Below are 20,280 nucleotides of genomic sequence, written 5' to 3'. Positions count from 1 at the left end.
TGCCATACTTGAAAGTATAATGTAAGTAATTAGCCAATCATGGGGCTTTTTTTGCCTTTTTTTTCGTTTGGTAAATTTCTTAATGTTTATAGCTAAACGACAACCGTCATCCCGCTGCTTGTTAGCGGGATCTATGCTAAGAGATACCGCGGATGAATCGCGCGGTATGACGGTTCGTGGTGGCATCTCGTCATCCCGCTACGTGTTAGCGGCTAAGAGATACCGCGGCGGTATGACGTCTTAGCCATAGATTACCTGATCTCACCATCTTTCCGGTTGTTTTATACATAATTCTCGGATTTTGAAAGTTCACTTTGAATAAATTGCTCATATTCTTTATCCTCTAGTTCTTCAAAAATCTCAGGATAATGTTTACTGGAACGAGTAATTATTGAAATTAGCTCTTGCTTTGTTTTTCTTAGTAAAACCTTTCAAAGAGAGTCTGTTCATCTGGGCGCGCAGACGATCGATACTCCTTTCTATCAAGTGCAACCAAAGCAAAACCTGTTGCAGCCATATGCTTACATGGACCATAATACACAAATGCAGGACAGGAACATGTTCCACTCAAAAGAGGACCATCGTGCTTTAGTGTTACTCGATATACATTTGATCCAACTACCTTTGATTTAGCTTGAGATTCATTAACAGATATAATCTGTACCTTTCTTTTGTCAAAATAATCCCTTCCTCTGGAGCGGTAGGGTTCTTTGATAAGACCTGTGATATCTTTATAATACAGTCTCATTTTTACCTCCTTTAAAACCCTCAATTTTCTAATATATCCTTTCTTCCATAAAAATTTATTAACTCACCACGACTTTTATATGGCCCTGCGGACAATTTTATAGTGCTATAGCTAACTCAAGAAAGGTTTCCCTACGTCATACCGCGATTCATTCCATAACTGTATGAACATTCATTTTTGAAGGTAAATTGCACAGCAAATGGTGTCATGAAAGTAGCTGACACTGGAATCCAGCCTTGCCGTAATCTCATCAAGAACGTTGTGTTTTAACATAAAACGGCTACTTTTATACTTACCAACTTAATAAAATTCCTGGATCCCAGTGGGCTTTGTTGCATCGCTCTTCGGATAGTAGGTAACGCACAATAAATTTATGAAGCTATCTCAAATTTAGCCATACCAATATCAGTGAACTTATTGAGCAAATAGCATTTAACAAGTAGTTCCTTCTCTCTATTTGTCTCAGATTTATTCCTAAAACTAAACCCGAATGTTTGTTTCAGTCGCGAGAAAAAACTTTCTATATAAGATCTTTTTCCATAACTCATCTCTTTTTTCCACTTCTTTATACTATCTTCATCATATGACTTTATGAGCTTGACTGCAGAATTTCTCTCAGCCATATAGTCTAACTTTGGATGCTCTGCTGCGTTGTTTTTCGGAGGAATTTTCGTTTTTATACCATATTGATTACACAGCTTATAGAGCTTTTCTCTGTCATATGCCCTATCTGCATATAGTACTTTTATGACATACTGAAAATCGACTTCTTTTAGCAAATCACAAGCTCCATAGTGATCAGAGTAGACACCGTTACTGTATTTTACAGCTATGGCTTTTTTGCTGTTTGTATTCAACATTACATGCAATTTTCTTGTCTGTTCATAGCTGCGATACTTTCTATCTTCGCTATTTTCTTTGCTATGACCAGGAGTGTTGTTGTATATACTAATTCCTGTACTGTCTATAGCAATTTCGATATCTTCCATATTATTTTTATCAATTCTGCAATCATTGATCTTAATATTGAGTTTCTTAAACCTTCTTGATGATTGTGAATAGCTGATAACTTGCAAATTTTTCCCAATTTGCTCAAGGTATCCTGCTATAAACCCAACTGTTTGCCTCAGGCCTATTCTAAATAAACAAGTTATTATGTGCACCAAAATTACAACTTTATCGCTATAAATATTGTTGCCACCTGGTATTTTTGGACCATTCTCGTACCACTTTTCTATGGCTTCGTTGATATAATGAAAAATATTTCCTCTTTTTTCTAGAAATTTGTTATATTCGCTATGGTTACTGACCCTCATTTTTTGTGGCATATTTTTTCTTTCAAGGTTAAATGGCTATTTTATAATGAATTTTGTCAGTAGCCACCAGATTTTTTCAGTTGCTATGCAACAAAGCCATCCCAGTGTCAAGCACTGGGATGACATCACTTTTGCTTCAATATTCGCACATTAGCGGAGGTAAGCCCATTGCGAAAATCAGTATGTTAAGGCATGATTTTTAATAACCTCAACATCGCTAAATTCAAAAGTTTGGTTGCCTATAATTTGAAATTTCTCATTTCCCTTTCCTGCAACTAGCAGAATCATACCCTCGTTATAGGCAATATCTACGCCTTTCTCTATAGCTTCTCTCCTACCTCCTATCTCCAGTGCATCAGGGCAATGTAGCAAAATATCGTGGCGAATTTTTGCCGGATCTTCATCACGCGAATTATCATCTGTAATTATTACTTTATCTGCATACATTTGTGCTATTTTGCCCATTTCTGAACGTTTCGTCTGATCGCGATTTCCACCGCATCCAAAAACTAGAATTATTTTTTTGTTGATATGCCATTTTAAAGACAATAGGGCTTGTTTAAGCGCACTTGGAGTATGAGCGTAATCCACGAATGCAAAAAGTTTCACTTTTTCCATTCTTCCTGGTGGAGAAACGAGTTTTTCTACGCATATTTCTCTGTAATTTAATCCAGATATACCAATTGCACATAGCAGATTATATGCTTGAAATTTTCCTAAAACTGGGAAAAATGTATTGTAAATTTGGTTATCAATTTTTACTGTAAGATGTTGACCATTAGGGGTTGATGTTTGCTCTAATAAAGTAATATCAGAGCCTTTTTTTCCATAAGTCACAACTTTATTACTGCGTTTTTCAGCTATTTTAAGCAATGCGCCGTATTCATCTATATCCGCATTTAAAATCGCTGTTTTTCCTTCTGGTAATACTTCGTAAAATAACCTTTTTTTAGTTTCTAAATATCCACCAAGACTTTTATGGTAATCTAAATGATCTTGCGAGAAATTAGTAAAAGCTGCAGCACTCAACTTTAATCCATGGATTCTGTATTGATCAATCCCATGACTTGATGATTCCAACACTAAGTGTTCTACACTTATACCACGCAATGTTGCGTAAAGGTCTTCTGCACCTGGAGTGGTAAGGCTGTTGCTATTACCTTTTCTGCCATTATTGATGCATGTTCCAAGTGTTCCAATAGACGCAGCATTATAGCCAGAGTTTTGCCAGATCTGGCGGCAAAATTCTACTACTGAAGTTTTACCATTTGTACCAGTTACAGCAGCAACATATTTGGGCTGTTTGAATTGATAAAACCTGCTGACTATTTCGCTGTATATTTCTTGAGGGTTTGGGTGTTCAAGCACTGCAAAGCTCGAAGTATCTGTCATTCCAGTGCGTGACACTGGAATCCAGTTTTTATTATACAATTGCCTAGTGTGCTCATTTGCAATTAAATTTTCTGGATCCAAGTAGTCAAGCACTGGGATGACATCTTTCTTGGCCCCTTGTATCACAACGTCTACACAGTTGTGTACGTAACACTGTGATTCAGTAGGAAGGATATGGATTCCAGTATCGCATGTTGCGTATTCTTTACTCCTTTCTGACACACAAACAAAAAGATAACCTTCCTTGACTCTCTTGGGATTACATGTAACGCCCTTGATTTCAATATCAAAGTTAACATCAATAATGTTATGCAGTAATTCTCTCAGTTTCATCTGCCAGCTTTGATATTCAAACATGGCAGTCTTGCTAGTGCAGCATTTAAATCAGAGATCAAATCCTCAGAATCTTCTAGTCCACAAAATATCCGCATGAAACTTCCACCATAATCTGAATTCATTACAGATCTTGACATAGATCTACGATCTATTGGTAATATCAAACTGTCGCACCCTCCCCAAGAAGCACCAATACTAAAAATTTTCATATGATCAACCATGCAGCTTAGTTCTTCACATGAATATTCTCTATCCAGTATTATACTGAATACGCTACTTGCTCCTTTGAAGTAACTTTTCCATAATTCGTGTTGAGGATGGGAGGGAAGTGCTGGGTACAAAACTTTTTTGATTTTTAAATGTTTTTCTAGCCACTTTGCCACTTCCATTGCTGTATTTTGGTGCCTTTTTATACGTGTGTGCAGTGTTCTTAGTCCCCTATGTGCAAGGTAGCAGTCGTGCGATTGAATGGTTACTCCATAATTTTTATAGCTCTCATAAAGCAATTTAAAAGTTTCACCTTCAGCAACCATAGCTCCCATCACTAAATCTGAGTGACCGGCTAGATACTTTGTCACCGCATATAGTGCAACATCAACTCCATAATCAAGCGGCTTAAATAACAAAGGAGTGGCCCATGAATTGTCACAAACGGTCACAATTTTATGTTCCTTAGCAACTTTTACTATATGCTCTATATTCGAAATCTCAAACGTTACAGAACCAGGAGTCTCGATCATTATCAATGAAGTATTACTCTGAATTAAATCAGTTATATCCTGTGTTGGATCATAAAAAGTTACTTCTGTTCCTCTTTTTGGTAGCTCATTTTCTGCAAACCTCCTAAGCCTATAATAACTATTATCTTGAATTAAAACGTGCGAGCCTGCTTTAGCGAAAGTTAGAATAGCAAAAGTAAGTGCAAATAGTCCGGAAGGATAAATAAGCGCTTGTCCACTCCCTTCAATTTCAGCCAGTGCATTTGAAAGATAATGAACAGTAGGAGTACCAACATTACTGTAGCTATAATCCCTTGCAACACCATCATTGATTACATCGTATATACTTTCTCCATTTGCTGCATTTAAGTAGTCCTTGTAAGTAGGGAATAATATGGTAGAAGAATGATAAACTGGCGGGTTCATGGAACCTTTATAGTCATTAAATTTTCTTCCTGCTTTAACTAATATAGACTCTTCCTTCACATTTTTATTATTTATTTTTTAAATTGTACTCATCTTGCGTATACAAGTGAAGAGAAATTGCATGTATTAGCTCTATCTCACCCTTCAATAACTCATAAATCAACTTGTGTCTTTTTAGAACGCTCATTCCAATAAAGCCGTCAGATATTAATATTAATTTAATGTGCGAAGGTAATGTTGAAGATGAAGCAAAATAATGATCAGCATGCTTTGCTGATTCATCGATAATGTTGATATCAATTACATCTATCGAATCGCGTATCTTTTCTTCTATTGTTTTAATAATATCCATAATGGTTTCTTTAAGCAACAATATGCTCCTCTTGTCATCCCAGTATCAGCTACTTGGATGACAATCGCAATTACTTATTCTCTTCTTTATTATCTATGTCTTGATAATCAGAATCTACTACTTTTTCCTCTTTATCATTTGGATTTCCTTCTGATGAAAAGCCATTTTCAGCACTATTTTGTTGAGATGCTTGATACATAGCTTCTCCAAGTTTCATAGATAATTGAGAAAGATTAGTGACTTTCTGCTGTATTGAATCAGCGTCATCAATGTTATCAGATTTACTAACTTCTTTTAATTCGTTAACTGCATTTTCAATAGCAGATCTATCTTCTGGTGAAACTTTATCACCATACTCTGTCAGAGACTTTTCTGTAGAATGGACTAAGCTATCCGCTTGATTCTTCACTTCAATAAACTTTTTGCGCTTTTCATCTTCTTGCGCTTTTTCTTCAGCTTCTTTTACCATGCGATTTATTTCATCATCAGATAAACCACCTGAAGATTGAATGCGTATTTTTTGCTCTTTTCCAGTAGCTTTATCTTTTGCAGAAACGTGTGCTATTCCATTTGCATCTATATCAAATGTCACTTCAATTTGTGGCCTTCCGCGCGGAGCAGGAGGTATCCCTTCCAAACTAAACTGACCGAGTAGCTTATTATCAACTGCCAGTTTTCTTTCACCCTGATGCACCTTAATTGTAACAGCTGTTTGGTTATCTTCTGCAGTTGAAAACACCTGAGATTTTTTAGTAGGAATTGTAGTATTACGCTCAATAAGTGGAGTGAATACTCCTCCTAGAGTTTCAATACCAAGAGAAAGTGGGGTCACATCAAGTAGTAACACATCTCTTACATCACCTTGAATGATCCCCGCCTGTATTGCAGCTCCAATTGCTACAACTTCATCAGGGTTAACTCCTCTATGTGGATCTTTGCCAAAGAATTCTTTAACTTTCTCTATGACTTTTGGCATACGAGTCATGCCACCAACAAGAACCACTTCGCCAATTTGACTAGCAGATAAACCAGCATCCTCAAGAGCTTTTTTACAAGGAGCCATAGTTCTTTCGATTAAATCATTCACTAAGCTTTCAAGTTTTGCTCTCGTTAATTTCATATTTAAGTGTTTTGGACCACTTGCATCAGCTGTAATAAACGGTAGATTTATTTCCGTTTCCATTGCACTTGATAATTCAATTTTCGCTTTTTCAGCAGCTTCTTTGATTCTTTGCATAGCCATTGGATCATTTTTCAAATCAATGCCATTACTTTTCTTGAATTCATCTAGTAAATAACTCACTACTCCATTATCAAAGTCTTCACCTCCAAGATGGGTATCACCGTTTGTTGCTTTCACTTCGAAAACTCCATCACCTATTTCAAGTATTGAAACGTCAAATGTACCACCACCAAGGTCATATACTACTATTGTGTGCCCATGTTTCTTATCAAGACCATAAGCAAGTGCTGCAGCAGTCGGTTCATTTACTATTCTGAGTACATTTAATCCGGCAATTTTTCCTGCATCTTTTGTTGCTTGACGTTGAGAGTCGTTGAAGTATGCTGGCACTGTTATCACAGCATCTTTTACTTCCTCTCCAAGATAAGCTTCTGCTGCCTCTTTCATGTTTTGTAGTATAAATGCACCAATTTGACTAGGAGAATATTCTTTATTATCAGTTGTTTTAACCCATGCATCACCACTTTTTGCTGCAAATACTTTGTATGGTACACTTAGATTTTTCATCTCAGGATCACTATATTGACGGCCTATTAATCTCTTAGTAGCAAAAAAGGTATTACTTGCATTGGTGGTTGCTTGCCTTTTTGCTGAAGCACCAATCAACCTTTCTCCTGAAGAAGTCAATGCAACTATAGATGGAGTAGTTCTTGCCCCTTCTTTATTTTCTATTACCTTTGTATCCTTGCCCTGCATTATTGCAACACAAGAATTTGTTGTTCCGAGATCTATGCCTATTGCTCTTCCCATAATGAGTACCCATTGTAAATATTATCTGATATAAGAATATATAAGTATAGGGCTCATTAATTACAAGCCCAATTTAGGTTTCTAATTAGTTATTAGAACTTAAAAGGCGCGAAAGCCACTTAGTCAGCCAAAAATTGCCTCGTAGTTTATTTGAATTATCAGCTTCTTCATTGCTGCTATCCCCAATTTGGTATCCAGAGTTCTGTAATGGCTTATAACCGTTTAAATTAACATCATCTCCTTGTTTTAAAACAAATGTATTTACATCTAAACTGTTATCAATACTAACGTTCAATGTAATATTAAACTCTTTTTCGATTGTAGAAACTGTATTGCGTTTGTTATTAAAAATGTGCGCTATAACTGCACTGTGTGCTACTAAATCAAAAGACTTATTTCGATTCTTGTTAGCAATATGTTGTAAATCCCTTAGTATTGATGAAACAATTACTTCGTTTGATTTTACTCTTCCAGTACCTTTGCAGTGTAAACACTCTGTAGTATTAATTTCTTGTATGTTTGGTTTAATTCTTTGTCTTGAAAATACCATTAAACCAAAGTCATTTATGTAGCTAAATTGAACTTTAGCTTTATCATCTTTAAACGCTTGCTTTATAGCAGACTCAACAGCTCTGCAATACTGATATTTCAACATATCAATAAAATCGACTACTATTAATCCTGATAGGCCCCTAAGATTCACCTGTCTTGATATTTCAGGTACTGCTTCCATGTTGGTTCTATAAGCTGTTTCTTCTATGCTATCTTCTCCTGTCATCTTTCCTGAATTTACGTCTATTGAAACAAACGCCTCAGTTAAAGTTATTATCAAAGACCCACCAGATGGCAATTCTACTCTATTGCTATATAACTCAGAAATTTGATCTTCGATTCCGTAGTAAGTAAAGATCGGAGCATAACCTCTATACAATCTATAGCGCAACTTACTACCTTTTAGTGCATTGTTAGCATATTGCCTAACTGCCTCAAAAGCTTCCTTTCCAGACACTATAACTTCTATACCATCGCTACAAAAATCACGAACAGATCTCATAATTACATCTGCTTCATTGTAAATTAATGATGGAACGTTTACAGAGAAGGCATTTTTTTGAATGCTCTGCCATAATGAGGATAAGTAATTGTAATCCTGCTCAATTTCTTTCTTATTTTTTCCTGAACCAACAGTTCTTACTATTAAACCTGATCTTTTTGGCAAGTTTATTGAACTCAGTATCTCCTTTAACTGCTTTCTGACATTAGCATCTTCAATTCTGCGGGACACTCCACCTTTGCTCATGGAATTTGGCATGAAAACACAGTATCTACCCACTAAAGTTATGTATGTTGTAAATGAAGCTCCTTTATTGCCTCGTTCCTCTTTAGTTAGCTGGACCAATACTTTTTGATTTACTGAAATAACATCTTGTAATTTGTATTTTTTATATAAAGGTACCTCTCTTACAAAACCACTACCTGATCCGTTGACATTCTTACTAGCTGCAGAATCTGAAGAAACATTTGCTGAGGCTTCTTCTATACAATCGTCATTTGAGTAGCCCTCAAAGATAGTTTCCTTTTCTTTTTCTGGAATGTTGAAGTAATCTAGAGATATCTCGGAAAAAGACAAAAAACCTTGCTTATTTTTCCCATATTCAATAAATACGGCTTGCAAAGAAGGCTCTATACGCTTTATATAAGCAACGTATATATTACCTCTTAATTGTTTTTTTTCCTTGAATTCTTGTTCAAATTCTACAACCTTGTTATTAATTGACAAGGCAACTCTTACCTCATTAGAACAGATAGAATTTTCTATCAATAATACCCTTTTACCACTATTTGTCACTTATTTACCGTTTGCTTTTTATTCTGAAGTTAACTTTATGCTACTTAATGCACTGTTGATTGTCAAGGATTTTGCAATCTGCATTATTCGATTGACTTTTAGTATTTTGCGTAATAAACTCGCATAGAATTTATTATATCATTATAAGTATGGCGAAAAAAAATGCTTCTTTGCTCGTTAAGTTAGTCAGCACTGCAATCAAGATAACAAAAACTGGTGAAGAAAAATCAACTGGCTATTTTTATGTAAAAAAGCGTAATCCAAAAAAGCTCACCAAAAAACTGGAGTTTAGGAAGTATGACCCAGTAGTCAGAAGGCATGTGTTATTTAAAGAAGAAAAACTAAAGTAATTTTTTTATAAGGAGTTTTATTATTATGCAAAATTTACAATTAAGTTATCCTATAATAGTAGAGTTGGGGGATGTGAAAGATACAAGACTGAAATTAATAAAGGTCATTGCACAATTAATAAGTAAGAAGTACACAACACAGAAAAAAGCAGCAAACGCTCTAAAGATTGATCAACCTAAAGTATCTCAAATCAATAGGTCAAAAATCAAAGGGTTCTCCTTAGAATACTTGCTTAACTTATTGATTGTATTGGGCCAAGACATAAACGTAAGAATAAAGCATAATTCTAAACCTGCATAATATGGTATCCGTTCAGCGGAGTGGCAAAATAAGGTAGACAAGATAAATCAATCTCGGTGTCAAGCACTGGGATGACAAGGTATAAACCTTATCGTCATGCCGCCGCGAACCGTCATACCGCGATTCATTCGCGGTATCTCTAGATCCCGCTAACAAGTAGCGGGATGACGGTTATCAGGCCAGCACCCCTACGATGTCATCCCAGTTCTTGACACTGGGATGGCTTTGTTGCATCGCTCAAGTGAAAAGAACTGGCAGTTACTGACAAAATTCATTATAAATAGCCATTTAACTGTTGAAGAAAAAATATGCCACAAAAAATGAGAGTCAGTAACTGCCATGAATATAACAAATTTCTCCAAGAAAGAGGAAGCATTTTTTGTTATATCAATGACGCCATAGAAAATTGGTACGAGAATTGTCCAAAAATGCAGGGCGGCAACTATATTTATAGTGATAAAGTTGTGATTTTGGTGCATATAATCGTCAGTTTCTTTAGAATTGGTTTAAGACAAACAGTCGGGTTTATAAAAGGGTATTTGCAACAAATAGGAAGAGATTTGGCAGTTATCAGCTATTCACAAGCATCAAGAAGGTTTGAGAAACTTAATATTAAGATAAATGATTGCAGAATTGATAAAAATAATATGGAAGATATCGAAATTGCTATAGACAGTACAGGAATTAGTATATACAACAACACTCCTGGTCACAGCAAGGAAAATAGCACTGACAGAAAATATCGTGGCTATGAGCAAACGAGAAAATTGCACGTAATGTTGAATATAAACAACAAAAAAGCCATAGCTGTAAAATACAGTAACGGTGTCTACTCTGATCACTATGGAGCTTGTGATTTGCTAAAAGAAGTTGATTTTCAGCATGCCATAAAAGCACTATATGCAGATAGAGCATGTGATAGGCACAAGTTTTATAAGTTGTGTAACGAATATGGTATAAAGACAAAAATTCCACCAATAAACAATGCGGCAGAACATCCAGAAATAGATTATATGTCTGACAGGAATGCTGCTATTAGGTTAATAAAATTATACGGTGAAGATGGCATGAAAGAATGGAAAAAAGAAGTAAATTATGGGAAAAGATCTTATATTGAAGGGTTTTTCTCAAGATTAAAGCAAATATTCGGATTTAGTTTTAGGAATAAATCTGAGATAAATCGAGAAAAAGAACTAAATGCTATTTGCTTAATAAATTCACTGATATTGGTATGGCTAAATTTGAGATAGTTACATGAATTTACCATAAATCACCATCTCATAAAGTGTGATGCAACAAAGCCCACTGGGATCCAGGAATTTTATTAAGTTAGTAAGCATAAAAGCAGCCATTTTATGTTAAAATACAACGTTTTGATGATTATGAAAAAGCTGGATTCCAGACTGGAATGACACCATTTGTTGTAAACTCACTTCTTCTTGATTTGTAGAACAATAAAACAGTAAGCTAAAAGGGAACTTATTACTCAACAAAACAAGACTTAAAATTTTGTGCAATGCTATTGATTATAGCTAGATATGCATCTTTTCCAGGCTCTATGTCTGATCCAATAGGATCAAGAACTACCATTTTTGCGTCATTAGAAAGGGCGTTAGGCTTTATGCTATCTTCCTGTGAATGAGCAAATATACATTTAACGTTTTCTTCCTTCATTATCTTTTTTAGCTTCATTAAACTCTTCATACCTATGTAAGAATCCTCTTCTATGGAAAGAATAGCGCTTGGATGATTTAGACCGAAATATTTTTCAAAATATTGATAAGCATCATGAGTAACGATGTATTTTTGATTTTTAAAATCATTCAGTTCTTTCATGATTTCTTTTACTTCTTGGTCTATTTTTTTTATAGCTTTTGTTGCATTAGAACTGTATCGATGGGAATTTCCTTTATCTATGTCAGACAATGTTGCACTTATAGAAAGTATCATGCTCTTTGCATTTTCGGGACTCAGCCACATGTGTAAATCTTTTTCATCTTGAATGTGAGTGATTTTTCTAGAAAATGAATGTGGCCGAGTAGGAAGTAGGTTGATTGCCTTTGACAATTGCACTAGTTCTTTATTATTTTTGGCGAAAGTTTGAACAAACGTCTCTAAGTTATCGTCAACATAAAATATAACGTCACTTGATTCTAAATTACTCGCATCAGATGGCTTTAATATATAATTATGTGCAGATGTTGCATAGCCAAGCAATTCCGGTTCTAAAATCCCTTCTGTAACAGAAGCTACAAGTGAGTGGATAGGTTTGATTGTAGCTACAACTTTTAAATTGGATGAAAAGGCAATATTATAGTATAGTGTAAGTGAAAGTAATAGAAAAAAAGCCAGTAAATGTCTCATATAAACGTTGAGAAGAAGTTAAATTTTGTCAATAAATTGAATAATGTCAATAATCGTGTTCTAAAAATAGAAAATCTTGCTCTCGCATATGATGGTAAAAGAATCCTTGACAATATCAATATGTTCATGGAAAGAGGAGACATAATTACAATACTTGGTCCAAATGGTGGAGGTAAAACCTCTTTAGTGAAAGCAATTGCTGGTATAAATAAAAATTATACTGGAAATATTGTGTTAGCTGAGAACACAAAAATTAGCTACATGCCGCAAAATTTTAGTATTAGTAATTTGATGCCAATAACAGTTGAATATTTTCTTTTAAATAGCTCCTTGAAAAGACTAAAGAAAAATCAATCCATTATTACAGAAACGATAGAGTTGGCTGGTATCGGTAACATTTTGAAAAATCAAGTGTTAGAAATTTCTGCAGGGCAAACACAATTATTACTGCTTGCACGTTGTTTAATTGCAGAGCCTGACTTGATCATTCTAGATGAACCAGTTAGTGCAATGGATATTAACGCGCGGGCTAAATTTTATGATATTATAAATAAAATAGCAAAAAAACGATTGGTATCGATTCTTATGACTTCTCATGATCTTAACTCTGCTCTACCATCCTCAGATTACATAATTTGTATAAATAATACTATCTATTGCCAAGGCAAGCCTGATGAGATTATGAAAAATAGAACCCTAAATGAAATATTTAGCAGTTACGCAGCGAAATGATTCAAAATATTTTGCGTCTTCTGCACATAACTACGGTGCTGACGCGTTACAATATATTACCTTATTTACTTCCACCATCAAAAAAATCAATAAATAAAATACAAGGCCACAAGCTAAAGTGTGCTCTTGAAAAATTAGGTCCGGTGTTCATTAAGTTTGGGCAGTCTATCTCATCACGTACTGATGTTTTAAATGAGGATATAACAAATAACTTGTTATTGATATGTGATAGATTGCCATCATTTTCACATAAAATAGCAGTTAAAACTATAGAAAGTGAGTTTAATTGTAAATTGAGCGACATTTTTTCAAGCTTTTCTGAAAAGCCAATTGCAGCAGCATCGATTTCTCAGGTGCATAGAGCGGTTACAACTGAGGGTAAGGAAGTTGCTGTGAAGGTTTTAAGGCCAAATATTGAGAAAACATTCTCAAGGGATATAAAAATGCTTTCTTGGCTTGCAGAAATTGCAGAAAAATTTAGCGAACAATCAAAAAGGCTGAGGCCAATTGAATTAGTCAAAACTTTTGCTGAAATTTGCCGATTAGAGTTAGATCTACGTTTTGAAGCTGCTCACTCTTCGGAACTAAAGGAAAACACAAAAAATGACAGAGGTTTTTACGTACCTGAAATAGATTGGAATAGAACTTCGAAAAAGGTTTTAACATTAGAATGGATAGAAGCAACGCCAATATACGAAGTTGAAAAACTGAATAATCGTAAGCAAATAGCTATCAATCTTATAGAATCGTTTTGCAATCAAGTATACAGGGATTGTTTTTTTCATGCTGATATGCATCCTGGAAATCTAATGGTTGATAGTAATAACAATATTATTGCCCTGGATTGTGGAATCATGGGTAGAATAGATCGTGAGACATGCTATTACGTTATAGAGATACTCAAAGGCTTTTTAAATCGGGATTATGATCACGTTGCAAAAATGCACTTTAGGGCTGGTTATGTTTCATCACAGCATAGAAATTTTGTCACAGCTTGCAGGGCAATAGGTGAACCCATTATTGGGCAGCCTATACAGAAGATTTCATTTGCTAGTTTACTTGCTCAGCTATTAAAAATAACTGGTGATTTTGATATGAAAGTTCAAACACAATTGTTATTGCTGCAGAAAACTATGATTTTACTGGAAGGGACATGTAGAAAGATCTACTCAGAAATCAATATGTGGAAAGTAGTTGAAGCGTGGATAAGCAGTCAACATGAAAATAAAATAGGGTATAGGGAAAAAATTAGAAGTTCTTATCCTGTAAAAACAATCCAAGGGATATTTAGCCTTATAGAAAAATTAAACCTAATAGCTGATAAAAAATTAGAAAACATCCAAATTAAAAATAAATCAAATGGAAAAGTCTATTTTTTATTGTGGTTTGTAATTATAATTCTAATCGTTAAACTTTTAATTTCTTAAACTATGGGAAAAAACTGCGTCAAATCCAATTTTTATTCAACTTAATTTTTAATCTGCAGGAGCCGAGTTGAGAATGTCCAATTTTCCACTTTCTTTATGTATCTGTTCAGCAGAGTGGCAAAATAAGGTAGACGAGAAAAGACAACTATAGGAACAAATGGGTGTCATGCCAGTGCGTGACACTGGCCTCTTGTTTCAATGTTAAACAAAATACCATAGAATTCAAAAAGACAATTCCTAGAAAATTTCTACATCCAAAAAAGGCATAAGTTATGTTAATGCTGTTTGAATGAGATGATATAAAGATAAGCCAAATTTTTACAAAGAAAACATTTCAAGCAGCAAGACACCTTTGATTGAAAGAGAGCACCAAATTTATGGGGTGAGTAACTGCGCTATTTCAACTATAGTATTTTCTAAAACGAATGATAAACGTCTAAAATGGTATTACCAACTAAAAGGTGTAAGTCTGTACATTGATGCATTAGAGGTCTGAGGCAACTTTTGATGGTGTGCCAACAATGCTCTATCGGATTTAGATCAGGTGAATATGTTGGAAGATAAAGCAAATGACAGCCAAAAGACTCTATTAATGACTTTGTTTTGGGAGTTTTATGGAATGTAGCATTATCCATAACTATGGTTGTATCACGCTGTAATTGTGGAAGTAATCTTCGCTCTAACCATACATTAAATATATCTTTATTACACCCTCCTGTGAAGGTCATTGGTGCAATAAACTTCTCATCCACCTATTATACCCACTCTTTCCCGCTTTTTTCCTGGAACATCAGCATATATTTTTTCTCCTCTTGGAGCTCGTGCATATTCTCGGTATAGTCTATTATCAACTCCTGCTTCATCTATATATAAAATGCTACAGTGGTCTATTTTTGAGACTTTATCGATAAATTGCTGCCTATCTTCTTGATTGCGCTCTTGATAGAATGTGACTTTTTTTAAAGGTTATTTTTAGCTGTCTTAATCTATACCAAATTGCACTTATCCCAAAGCCAAGGTTTTGTTTCATTTCTGCTAGTGTGTGATCTGGGTGTTTTTTGACATATTCTTTGAGTATTTCTGGATCTATTTTTCGAATAAAACCAGTACTTTTTACCGCTTTGAGACCTTGGCCAGTAGCTTTCTTTTTTAGCCATCTATATAGTGTTGCTATCCCTATCTCAAAAACCTCTGCAACTTCAACCTTTGACTTTCCTTTTTCTACCAAAGACACTGCTTTTTCCCTTAAATCTACACTATATACCATCGCTTTCCCTACTTTAAAAAAACATATTATACCTTTATCATTCGCTTTTGAAAATACTATAGTTAGCGGAATGACGGTTTTTCAAATTGTCGGTAAATCTAAGTCAGTTTAGCTATAATTTCCTAAATTTGCTCACAATCTCTTGACTTGACACATATGTTTTTTTCCCAAATGTTACTATCTTCCTCCTTTTCCTTTCTCAATTTGTGCAACCATTTCCTTTACATTTGCATGCGTGAGAAGGGAATTTTTGCTGACATGAGATTTTGGATCAGATTTTGCTGTTACGTGTTTCGTTGCAGATCTTTTATTCTCTGTTAGAAATGAATGAGATTGTTTTTTCTTCACACCGATATCCGCTTGTGCTGCTGGAGTGGTTTTGCTTTCAGCAAGCTGTACATTAGCATTTCCTTTTGCTTGATTTTGCTCAAATTTTTCTTTTAATGCCTTTACTTTACTGCCCATCTCGCGATTAGCTCCTCCTTTCATAGTAGCTGCTGCTACTTTTGGTATCGCCTTACCAGCAGCTTTTTGTGCTGATTTCCTATTGTCTTGATTTTCAGATTTTAGTGGTACTCTTTCAGCTGATTTTTTAAGAATTACTCCTACTACTTTTGGCTCTGTGCTTACTTTTTGATTAGCACGGCTTAGATTTTTAGGCTTTGGCGGTACTGCAGGTTTATCTTTGATTACCACTTTCGATTCTTGTCTAACTTCTTGACCAGTAGTAAACATTTTTTTTGGCACTTGCGGTGGTTTTGGTGGTACGAGGGATTGAGGTTGTTGTTTCTGCTTACGGTTCTCTTTTTGCTTCTATATGTTCTTTAGGAACTGTTGCATAAATTGGCTCTTCTTTGGGCGATTTTGAACTCTGCGAATTTTCTATTAAAATTTTACTCTTCTTCTCTTGATAATTTGATATCTCTTTGTATACAGACTCTTCATTTAATGAACTTCCATAGCCTGAATCTTCTCTCTGCTCATATAAAGGATTTTCCTTTTGCTTTTTCTCTTGATAATTTGATATGTCTTCATATTCAGACCCCTGATCTAATGAACTTTCATAGCCTGAATCCTCAGAAGGATTTTCCTTAGCATCAGGCATACTAAAACTATTAGCTCCTTTTAGTAAAGAAGATGTAGACTTTGCCTTGCTTTCTCCATCTGAGGATATTTCTGATTTAAAGCGTACCTTCCTCGAATCTGGAGCAGCCGGAGGTGCTGTTGTTGGTCGCTTTATTTGCCTCATGCGATTACCACCTAATTTTTCTTTCGGCTGTTCTTCTTTTCGCAGCTCAAAAGTAACTTCCTTTTGCTTTCTACCTTCCAAACTCACTTCGTGTGATCTATCTTTTCCTTGACTCTTTTCACTTTGTTCTAAATTTAAAGAATCTTTTAAAATATTATTTTTTCTGAAATCTTTTTCTAATTGTTCCAAGAGATCAATTTTTTTTAAAATTCTTGTATACTTAGCTGCTGTTTCTAAAGTGAAACTTGACAACTCATCATTTACAAAATTACTTATACTACTGTTCTTGGTTGGAAAATTTTTTCCCAAAATTCTATTCATTAATGTTTTAAAAAGACCTAATGGCTGTTCTACATAATTGTTCAAGTCAGTATATATAACAAACTCAGCTATACCTTTTGCCTCACCTGTAAAACCTTCTAATGCATGAGATAAATCCCTTAACGTTTTGTTATATTGTTTCTCTGCATTTCCTAGCTTTACAGCTTTGATCAGAGAATCGAGATTTTTTTTATAGTTCTCACTTTTAAATGGATTATTCATACTAATTACAGCTCATTATTTATTAAAATATAGATCTAAAATATTAAGATCTAGTAAATATTACTTTTGTAATTCATGTAGAACTATAGCTATAATAAGTAAGATTTCCCTACGTCATACCGCCGCGGTATCTCCAGATCCCCCTAACAACTTACTATTACCCACAAATATAAAGTTCGTGAGCAAGTCGCCATCCTTCTGCTAAATCAAAGAGACGTTTATATCCTTTCCAAAGAGTAATTGGTCCTGGTTTTGGGTCATTTTTTCTTGCTAAATGGCCTCCAAGTTCATGAAACAGCTTCTTTTATGTTGGGAACTACACTTGGACATGGTTTTCTGTGTATTTTAACGTATAAAACTTTCCATTCTTCTTCAGCTAATAAGGTAGTACATGGTAATGTTGGGTTAGCTCTTGCAATTGATGTAATAAAGAAGATCCTCCAAGCAATAATACTCATAACTGTTAGATATCTCATTAGTCTTTCTGCTATTCCAAGCCTACATTCTTCAACTTTGAGACCGGATTTAAAATTTTATGTAATATCTCTATTTTCCATCTAAGGCAATTGTAAGTTAAAAACGTGATATAAAAGAGATAAGAGAGAAAGATAACCCTGCTCACTAGGAATAGCGGGCGTGCGCGACCGAAAGGAAATTGGTATTACAACCGTTGGTATCAAGGTACGCTAGCCCTATCTCTCGATACGTTTGAATAGTTGCTTGGGACATATATATGCACCCGTTTACAATCTTAAATTAACTAAAACTATCGAGGTTTATTATGGTTACATCTTATCAAAATTTTATTGGCATTGACATCGGAAAATTTAAAAATGTCGTTGCAATTCACAAACAGAAGAATGCTGTCGAATTTGATAATAATGCTTCTGGTTGGCAACAATTATTTCAAGAGTTTTCAGATATTCTACCTAATGCTTTAGTGACTTTAGAAAATACAGGGAAATATGAGCTTGGCTTATCACATTTTCTTACCGACAAAAATATTGCCGTGCATCGAGCTAATACTCGTAAAGTAAAAAGCTTTATTTTATCTCACGGAACTTTAGCAAAGTCTGATAGATCAGATGCAAGAGCTCTTGCTCAATATGGATTTGAACGCCATAGAACTATCTCTCTATTTGTACCTACCTCTACAGAACAATCAACTTTGGCTGCACTTTGTCAACGTCGTGATGATATTACGCAAATGAGAACTCAAGAAAAATGCAGACTTGAAGCACCGGAAAATGATCATATAAAAGAAAGCTGTCAAAAGACCATTGAGTTTTTCGATAGTCAAATAAACGAACTCAATGATACTATACAAAAGATTATTGATGAAAGCCGCGAATTACAACAACGCCAAAAAATTCTTAAAACAGTTCCTGGAATAGGTAAAAAGTTATCACAAGATTTTTTGTGTTTAATGCCAGAGCTTGGTTACTTAAATAGAAAAGAAGTAGCAATTCTTGCCGGAGTTGCACCGCATCCAAAAGAAAGTGGTAAAGCTGTTGGTTACCGAAGGATTACAGGTGGTAGAAGTAACGTTCGTTCAAAGCTCTTTACAGCCGCTATGGCTGCTACAAGGTCAAAATCTATACTTGGCGCCTTTTATTCTAAGCTTGTTGAAAGTGGTAAGAAGAAGATGGTGGCTATAACAGCCCTAATGCGTAAAATTATAGTAATTGCTAATACAAGACTTAAAGAAGCAATTAATTTGCATACTTAAAAATCTTCACAACGGTAACTGAAATTGGCTAATGAATATGTGCGTCCACACAGACTTAAAGCACATATTCATTAGCTTAAGCAGAAATTGCTGTGGTAGCTGTTTGATATAAAATTCTATTTCTATGACAAACGGGTTTTTATTGCCCATATAATTTGCAAAATTACACAAATAAAAAAATTTTTAAAAAACATAGTTGATACCAACTAATTTTTTCAACAGCTTCATCGAAAGTATTAACTGAAAGATTCGTTAATAGCATCCATTCTAGCGGTTTTTTTTAAGGGAAGGGGAGTTTTCTCAACAACATAAACTGCATAAAGTGGTAATTTAGGTAGTTCTTCCGTCTTATGCCTAATATTATTCTTAGATGGATTCATCATAAACTTTCCAAATCTAACTTCCAAACGTGCTGTTCTTTTTGGCTTATTATCTTTTACAGGAACTTCAACTTCTACCGTACCTGCACAATGAGAGGATTTAATAAATGCCCATAACTTCTGCTCACCTTTTTCAGGATATCGAGATTTTCTATTTACTGCTCTATCTCTGCATGCTCTAACTAGCACTGCCGAATTAAGATTATGTGCAAGCTCAAAAAAGTCATATATATCTGCTTCTCTATCGCATACAGTTATAGTCTCAGTTTGAGTTGGATCAATAATATTATTTGTTTTTCTTAAAGTTTCCAACCACTTTACGCTTTCTTTATCTTCAATGCGATCGCTCTTTTTTTTAAGGTTCTCAGTTTCTTCAGGTCTTGAATAAACTTTTTGATCTAGTATCCCTAGTACCAAACCTTCTATACTAACGGCAAGAGCTGTATGCATTATAATACCTTTTGCAGTATCATAACTGGACAAATTTGCTAATCCGCTTGTTTTTTTATGGTTATTATATACAATGTAACTGGTATCTTGAATGACAAGAACCCTCTTGTGAGCTTTTGTTCTCTCAACCGTCTTATTAATATGTGTAGCTAAAATATCACTTTCTTTTACATTCTCATTTTGAAAAAAACGTTATGCTGTTTTTGCTTCTGACCAACTTTCACATGCTTGATTAATCTAACTTTCAGGTAATTTTGTCAAACATATCAGCAATCTTTACTAATCGCTCAGTTAACCTTTTATCTCCAAATTCATTTTTAGCCCATTCACTACTTTTACTTGCCATTTTACACCCTC

Annotated in this window: 17 protein-coding genes and 3 pseudogenes; 6 read left to right on the top strand and 14 right to left on the bottom strand. The window is 34.7% G+C overall.

Going from position 1 to position 20,280, the window contains the following annotated elements; all coding sequences use genetic code 11:
- Positions 1-418: 418 nt before the first annotated feature.
- From OOK90_RS00470 to OOK90_RS00440, 7 genes and pseudogenes are all read right to left on the bottom strand, one after another.
- Positions 419-748: an SWIM zinc finger family protein gene (locus OOK90_RS00470; RefSeq protein WP_007548583.1), complete on the bottom strand. Its 330-nt coding sequence runs from the start codon at positions 746-748 to the stop codon at positions 419-421.
- Positions 749-1,119: 371 nt separating this feature from the next.
- A complete protein-coding gene (locus OOK90_RS00465; protein WP_209472359.1) occupies positions 1,120-2,076 on the bottom strand; it encodes an IS5 family transposase in 957 nt (318 codons plus the stop codon).
- Positions 2,077-2,241: 165 nt separating this feature from the next.
- Complete coding sequence (gene murE, locus OOK90_RS00460; RefSeq protein WP_264706159.1) at positions 2,242-3,789, bottom strand: UDP-N-acetylmuramoyl-L-alanyl-D-glutamate--2,6-diaminopimelate ligase; 1,548 nt, start codon at positions 3,787-3,789, stop codon at positions 2,242-2,244.
- Positions 3,764-4,997: pseudogene (metC, locus tag OOK90_RS00455) on the bottom strand (cystathionine beta-lyase). The gene murE and the pseudogene metC overlap by 26 nt, the downstream one beginning before the upstream one ends.
- A gap of 7 nt (positions 4,998-5,004) precedes the next feature.
- On the bottom strand, positions 5,005-5,289 hold the full coding sequence (locus tag OOK90_RS00450; RefSeq protein ID WP_077188332.1) for a BolA family protein: 285 nt from the start codon (positions 5,287-5,289) through the stop codon (positions 5,005-5,007).
- 70 nt (positions 5,290-5,359) lie between these two features.
- Positions 5,360-7,282, bottom strand: coding sequence for a molecular chaperone DnaK (gene dnaK, locus OOK90_RS00445; RefSeq protein WP_264705935.1), 1,923 nt, complete (start codon positions 7,280-7,282; stop codon positions 5,360-5,362).
- An 85-nt stretch (positions 7,283-7,367) separates the two neighbouring features.
- Positions 7,368-9,131, bottom strand: a complete 1,764-nt coding sequence (locus tag OOK90_RS00440; protein WP_095742804.1) for an Rne/Rng family ribonuclease — start codon at positions 9,129-9,131, stop codon at positions 7,368-7,370.
- Positions 9,132-9,280: 149 nt separating this feature from the next.
- On the opposite strand from OOK90_RS00440, the gene rpmG reads away from it, so the two are divergent.
- From rpmG to OOK90_RS00425, 3 genes are all read left to right on the top strand, one after another.
- Positions 9,281-9,481: a 50S ribosomal protein L33 gene (rpmG, locus tag OOK90_RS00435; RefSeq protein WP_010082633.1), complete on the top strand. Its 201-nt coding sequence runs from the start codon at positions 9,281-9,283 to the stop codon at positions 9,479-9,481.
- Between the two features lie 25 nt (positions 9,482-9,506).
- Positions 9,507-9,782, top strand: a complete 276-nt coding sequence (locus OOK90_RS00430) for a helix-turn-helix domain-containing protein (protein WP_264705934.1) — start codon at positions 9,507-9,509, stop codon at positions 9,780-9,782.
- A 308-nt stretch (positions 9,783-10,090) separates the two neighbouring features.
- Positions 10,091-11,032, top strand: a complete 942-nt coding sequence (locus OOK90_RS00425; RefSeq protein WP_264705925.1) for an IS5 family transposase — start codon at positions 10,091-10,093, stop codon at positions 11,030-11,032.
- A 232-nt stretch (positions 11,033-11,264) separates the two neighbouring features.
- Here OOK90_RS00425 and OOK90_RS00420 read toward each other — a convergent pair whose 3' ends face one another.
- Positions 11,265-12,146, bottom strand: coding sequence for a zinc ABC transporter substrate-binding protein (locus tag OOK90_RS00420; RefSeq protein WP_010962934.1), 882 nt, complete (start codon positions 12,144-12,146; stop codon positions 11,265-11,267).
- Between OOK90_RS00420 and OOK90_RS00415 the strand changes: the two genes are divergently transcribed.
- Positions 12,138-12,878, top strand: a complete 741-nt coding sequence (locus OOK90_RS00415; protein WP_038199232.1) for a metal ABC transporter ATP-binding protein — start codon at positions 12,138-12,140, stop codon at positions 12,876-12,878. The genes OOK90_RS00420 and OOK90_RS00415 overlap by 9 nt on opposite strands.
- Positions 12,875-14,305 carry a 2-polyprenylphenol 6-hydroxylase gene (gene ubiB / locus OOK90_RS00410; RefSeq protein WP_070356945.1) on the top strand — a complete coding sequence of 477 codons (1,431 nt, stop codon included), beginning with the start codon at positions 12,875-12,877 and terminating at the stop codon, positions 14,303-14,305. The genes OOK90_RS00415 and ubiB overlap by 4 nt, the downstream gene beginning before the upstream one ends.
- Before the next feature lie 416 nt (positions 14,306-14,721).
- Here ubiB and OOK90_RS00405 read toward each other — a convergent pair whose 3' ends face one another.
- The 5 genes and pseudogenes from OOK90_RS00405 to OOK90_RS00385 all read right to left on the bottom strand — a co-directional run.
- Positions 14,722-15,057 carry a transposase gene (locus tag OOK90_RS00405; RefSeq protein WP_049973597.1) on the bottom strand — a complete coding sequence of 112 codons (336 nt, stop codon included), beginning with the start codon at positions 15,055-15,057 and terminating at the stop codon, positions 14,722-14,724.
- Between the two features lie 167 nt (positions 15,058-15,224).
- Positions 15,225-15,572, bottom strand: coding sequence for an IS630 transposase-related protein (locus OOK90_RS00400; protein WP_022626382.1), 348 nt, complete (start codon positions 15,570-15,572; stop codon positions 15,225-15,227).
- Between the two features lie 177 nt (positions 15,573-15,749).
- A complete protein-coding gene (locus tag OOK90_RS00395; protein ID WP_264705930.1) occupies positions 15,750-16,319 on the bottom strand; it encodes a hypothetical protein in 570 nt (189 codons plus the stop codon).
- Between the two features lie 46 nt (positions 16,320-16,365).
- Positions 16,366-17,364 (bottom strand): hypothetical protein, encoded by a 999-nt coding sequence (locus tag OOK90_RS00390; protein ID WP_264705928.1) that lies wholly within the window; start codon positions 17,362-17,364, stop codon positions 16,366-16,368.
- Positions 17,365-17,521: 157 nt separating this feature from the next.
- Positions 17,522-17,929, bottom strand: a pseudogene (locus OOK90_RS00385) (IS4 family transposase); the annotation flags it as partial.
- Positions 17,930-18,145: 216 nt separating this feature from the next.
- Here OOK90_RS00385 and OOK90_RS00380 point away from each other — a divergent pair.
- The gene (locus OOK90_RS00380; RefSeq protein WP_264705926.1) at positions 18,146-19,093 is read left to right on the top strand and encodes an IS110 family RNA-guided transposase; all 948 of its coding nucleotides are present in this window, start codon (positions 18,146-18,148) and stop codon (positions 19,091-19,093) included.
- Between the two features lie 193 nt (positions 19,094-19,286).
- Here the strand turns inward: OOK90_RS00380 and OOK90_RS00375 are convergent.
- Positions 19,287-20,269, bottom strand: a pseudogene (locus OOK90_RS00375) (IS4 family transposase); the annotation flags it as partial.
- Between the last annotated feature and the right edge of the window lie 11 nt (positions 20,270-20,280).

Origin of the sequence: Wolbachia endosymbiont (group A) of Ancistrocerus nigricornis (assembly GCF_947250785.1) — a bacterium.
GTDB classification, from domain to species: domain Bacteria; phylum Pseudomonadota; class Alphaproteobacteria; order Rickettsiales; family Anaplasmataceae; genus Wolbachia; species Wolbachia pipientis.
The sequence above is the reverse complement of the archived record's forward strand: the minus strand, read 5'-3'. Positions and strand labels throughout refer to the sequence as shown.

Bases quoted from the DNA above. Each gene is read 5' to 3' on its own strand.
- OOK90_RS00415 (WP_038199232.1), top strand. From the start codon at position 12,138: ATGTCTCATATAAACGTTGAGAAGAAGTTAAATTTTGTCAATAAATTG.
- OOK90_RS00470 (WP_007548583.1), bottom strand. From the start codon at position 748: ATGAGACTGTATTATAAAGATATCACAGGTCTTATCAAAGAACCCTAC.
- OOK90_RS00400 (WP_022626382.1), bottom strand. From the start codon at position 15,572: ATGGTATATAGTGTAGATTTAAGGGAAAAAGCAGTGTCTTTGGTAGAA.
- OOK90_RS00465 (WP_209472359.1), bottom strand. From the start codon at position 2,076: ATGCCACAAAAAATGAGGGTCAGTAACCATAGCGAATATAACAAATTT.
- OOK90_RS00425 (WP_264705925.1), top strand. From the start codon at position 10,091: ATGCCACAAAAAATGAGAGTCAGTAACTGCCATGAATATAACAAATTT.
- OOK90_RS00430 (WP_264705934.1), top strand. From the start codon at position 9,507: ATGCAAAATTTACAATTAAGTTATCCTATAATAGTAGAGTTGGGGGAT.
- rpmG (WP_010082633.1), top strand. From the start codon at position 9,281: ATGGCGAAAAAAAATGCTTCTTTGCTCGTTAAGTTAGTCAGCACTGCA.
- ubiB (WP_070356945.1), top strand. From the start codon at position 12,875: ATGATTCAAAATATTTTGCGTCTTCTGCACATAACTACGGTGCTGACG.
- OOK90_RS00420 (WP_010962934.1), bottom strand. From the start codon at position 12,146: ATGAGACATTTACTGGCTTTTTTTCTATTACTTTCACTTACACTATAC.
- OOK90_RS00380 (WP_264705926.1), top strand. From the start codon at position 18,146: ATGGTTACATCTTATCAAAATTTTATTGGCATTGACATCGGAAAATTT.
- dnaK (WP_264705935.1), bottom strand. From the start codon at position 7,282: ATGGGAAGAGCAATAGGCATAGATCTCGGAACAACAAATTCTTGTGTT.
- murE (WP_264706159.1), bottom strand. From the start codon at position 3,789: ATGAAACTGAGAGAATTACTGCATAACATTATTGATGTTAACTTTGAT.
- OOK90_RS00450 (WP_077188332.1), bottom strand. From the start codon at position 5,289: ATGGATATTATTAAAACAATAGAAGAAAAGATACGCGATTCGATAGAT.
- OOK90_RS00390 (WP_264705928.1), bottom strand. From the start codon at position 17,364: ATGAATAATCCATTTAAAAGTGAGAACTATAAAAAAAATCTCGATTCT.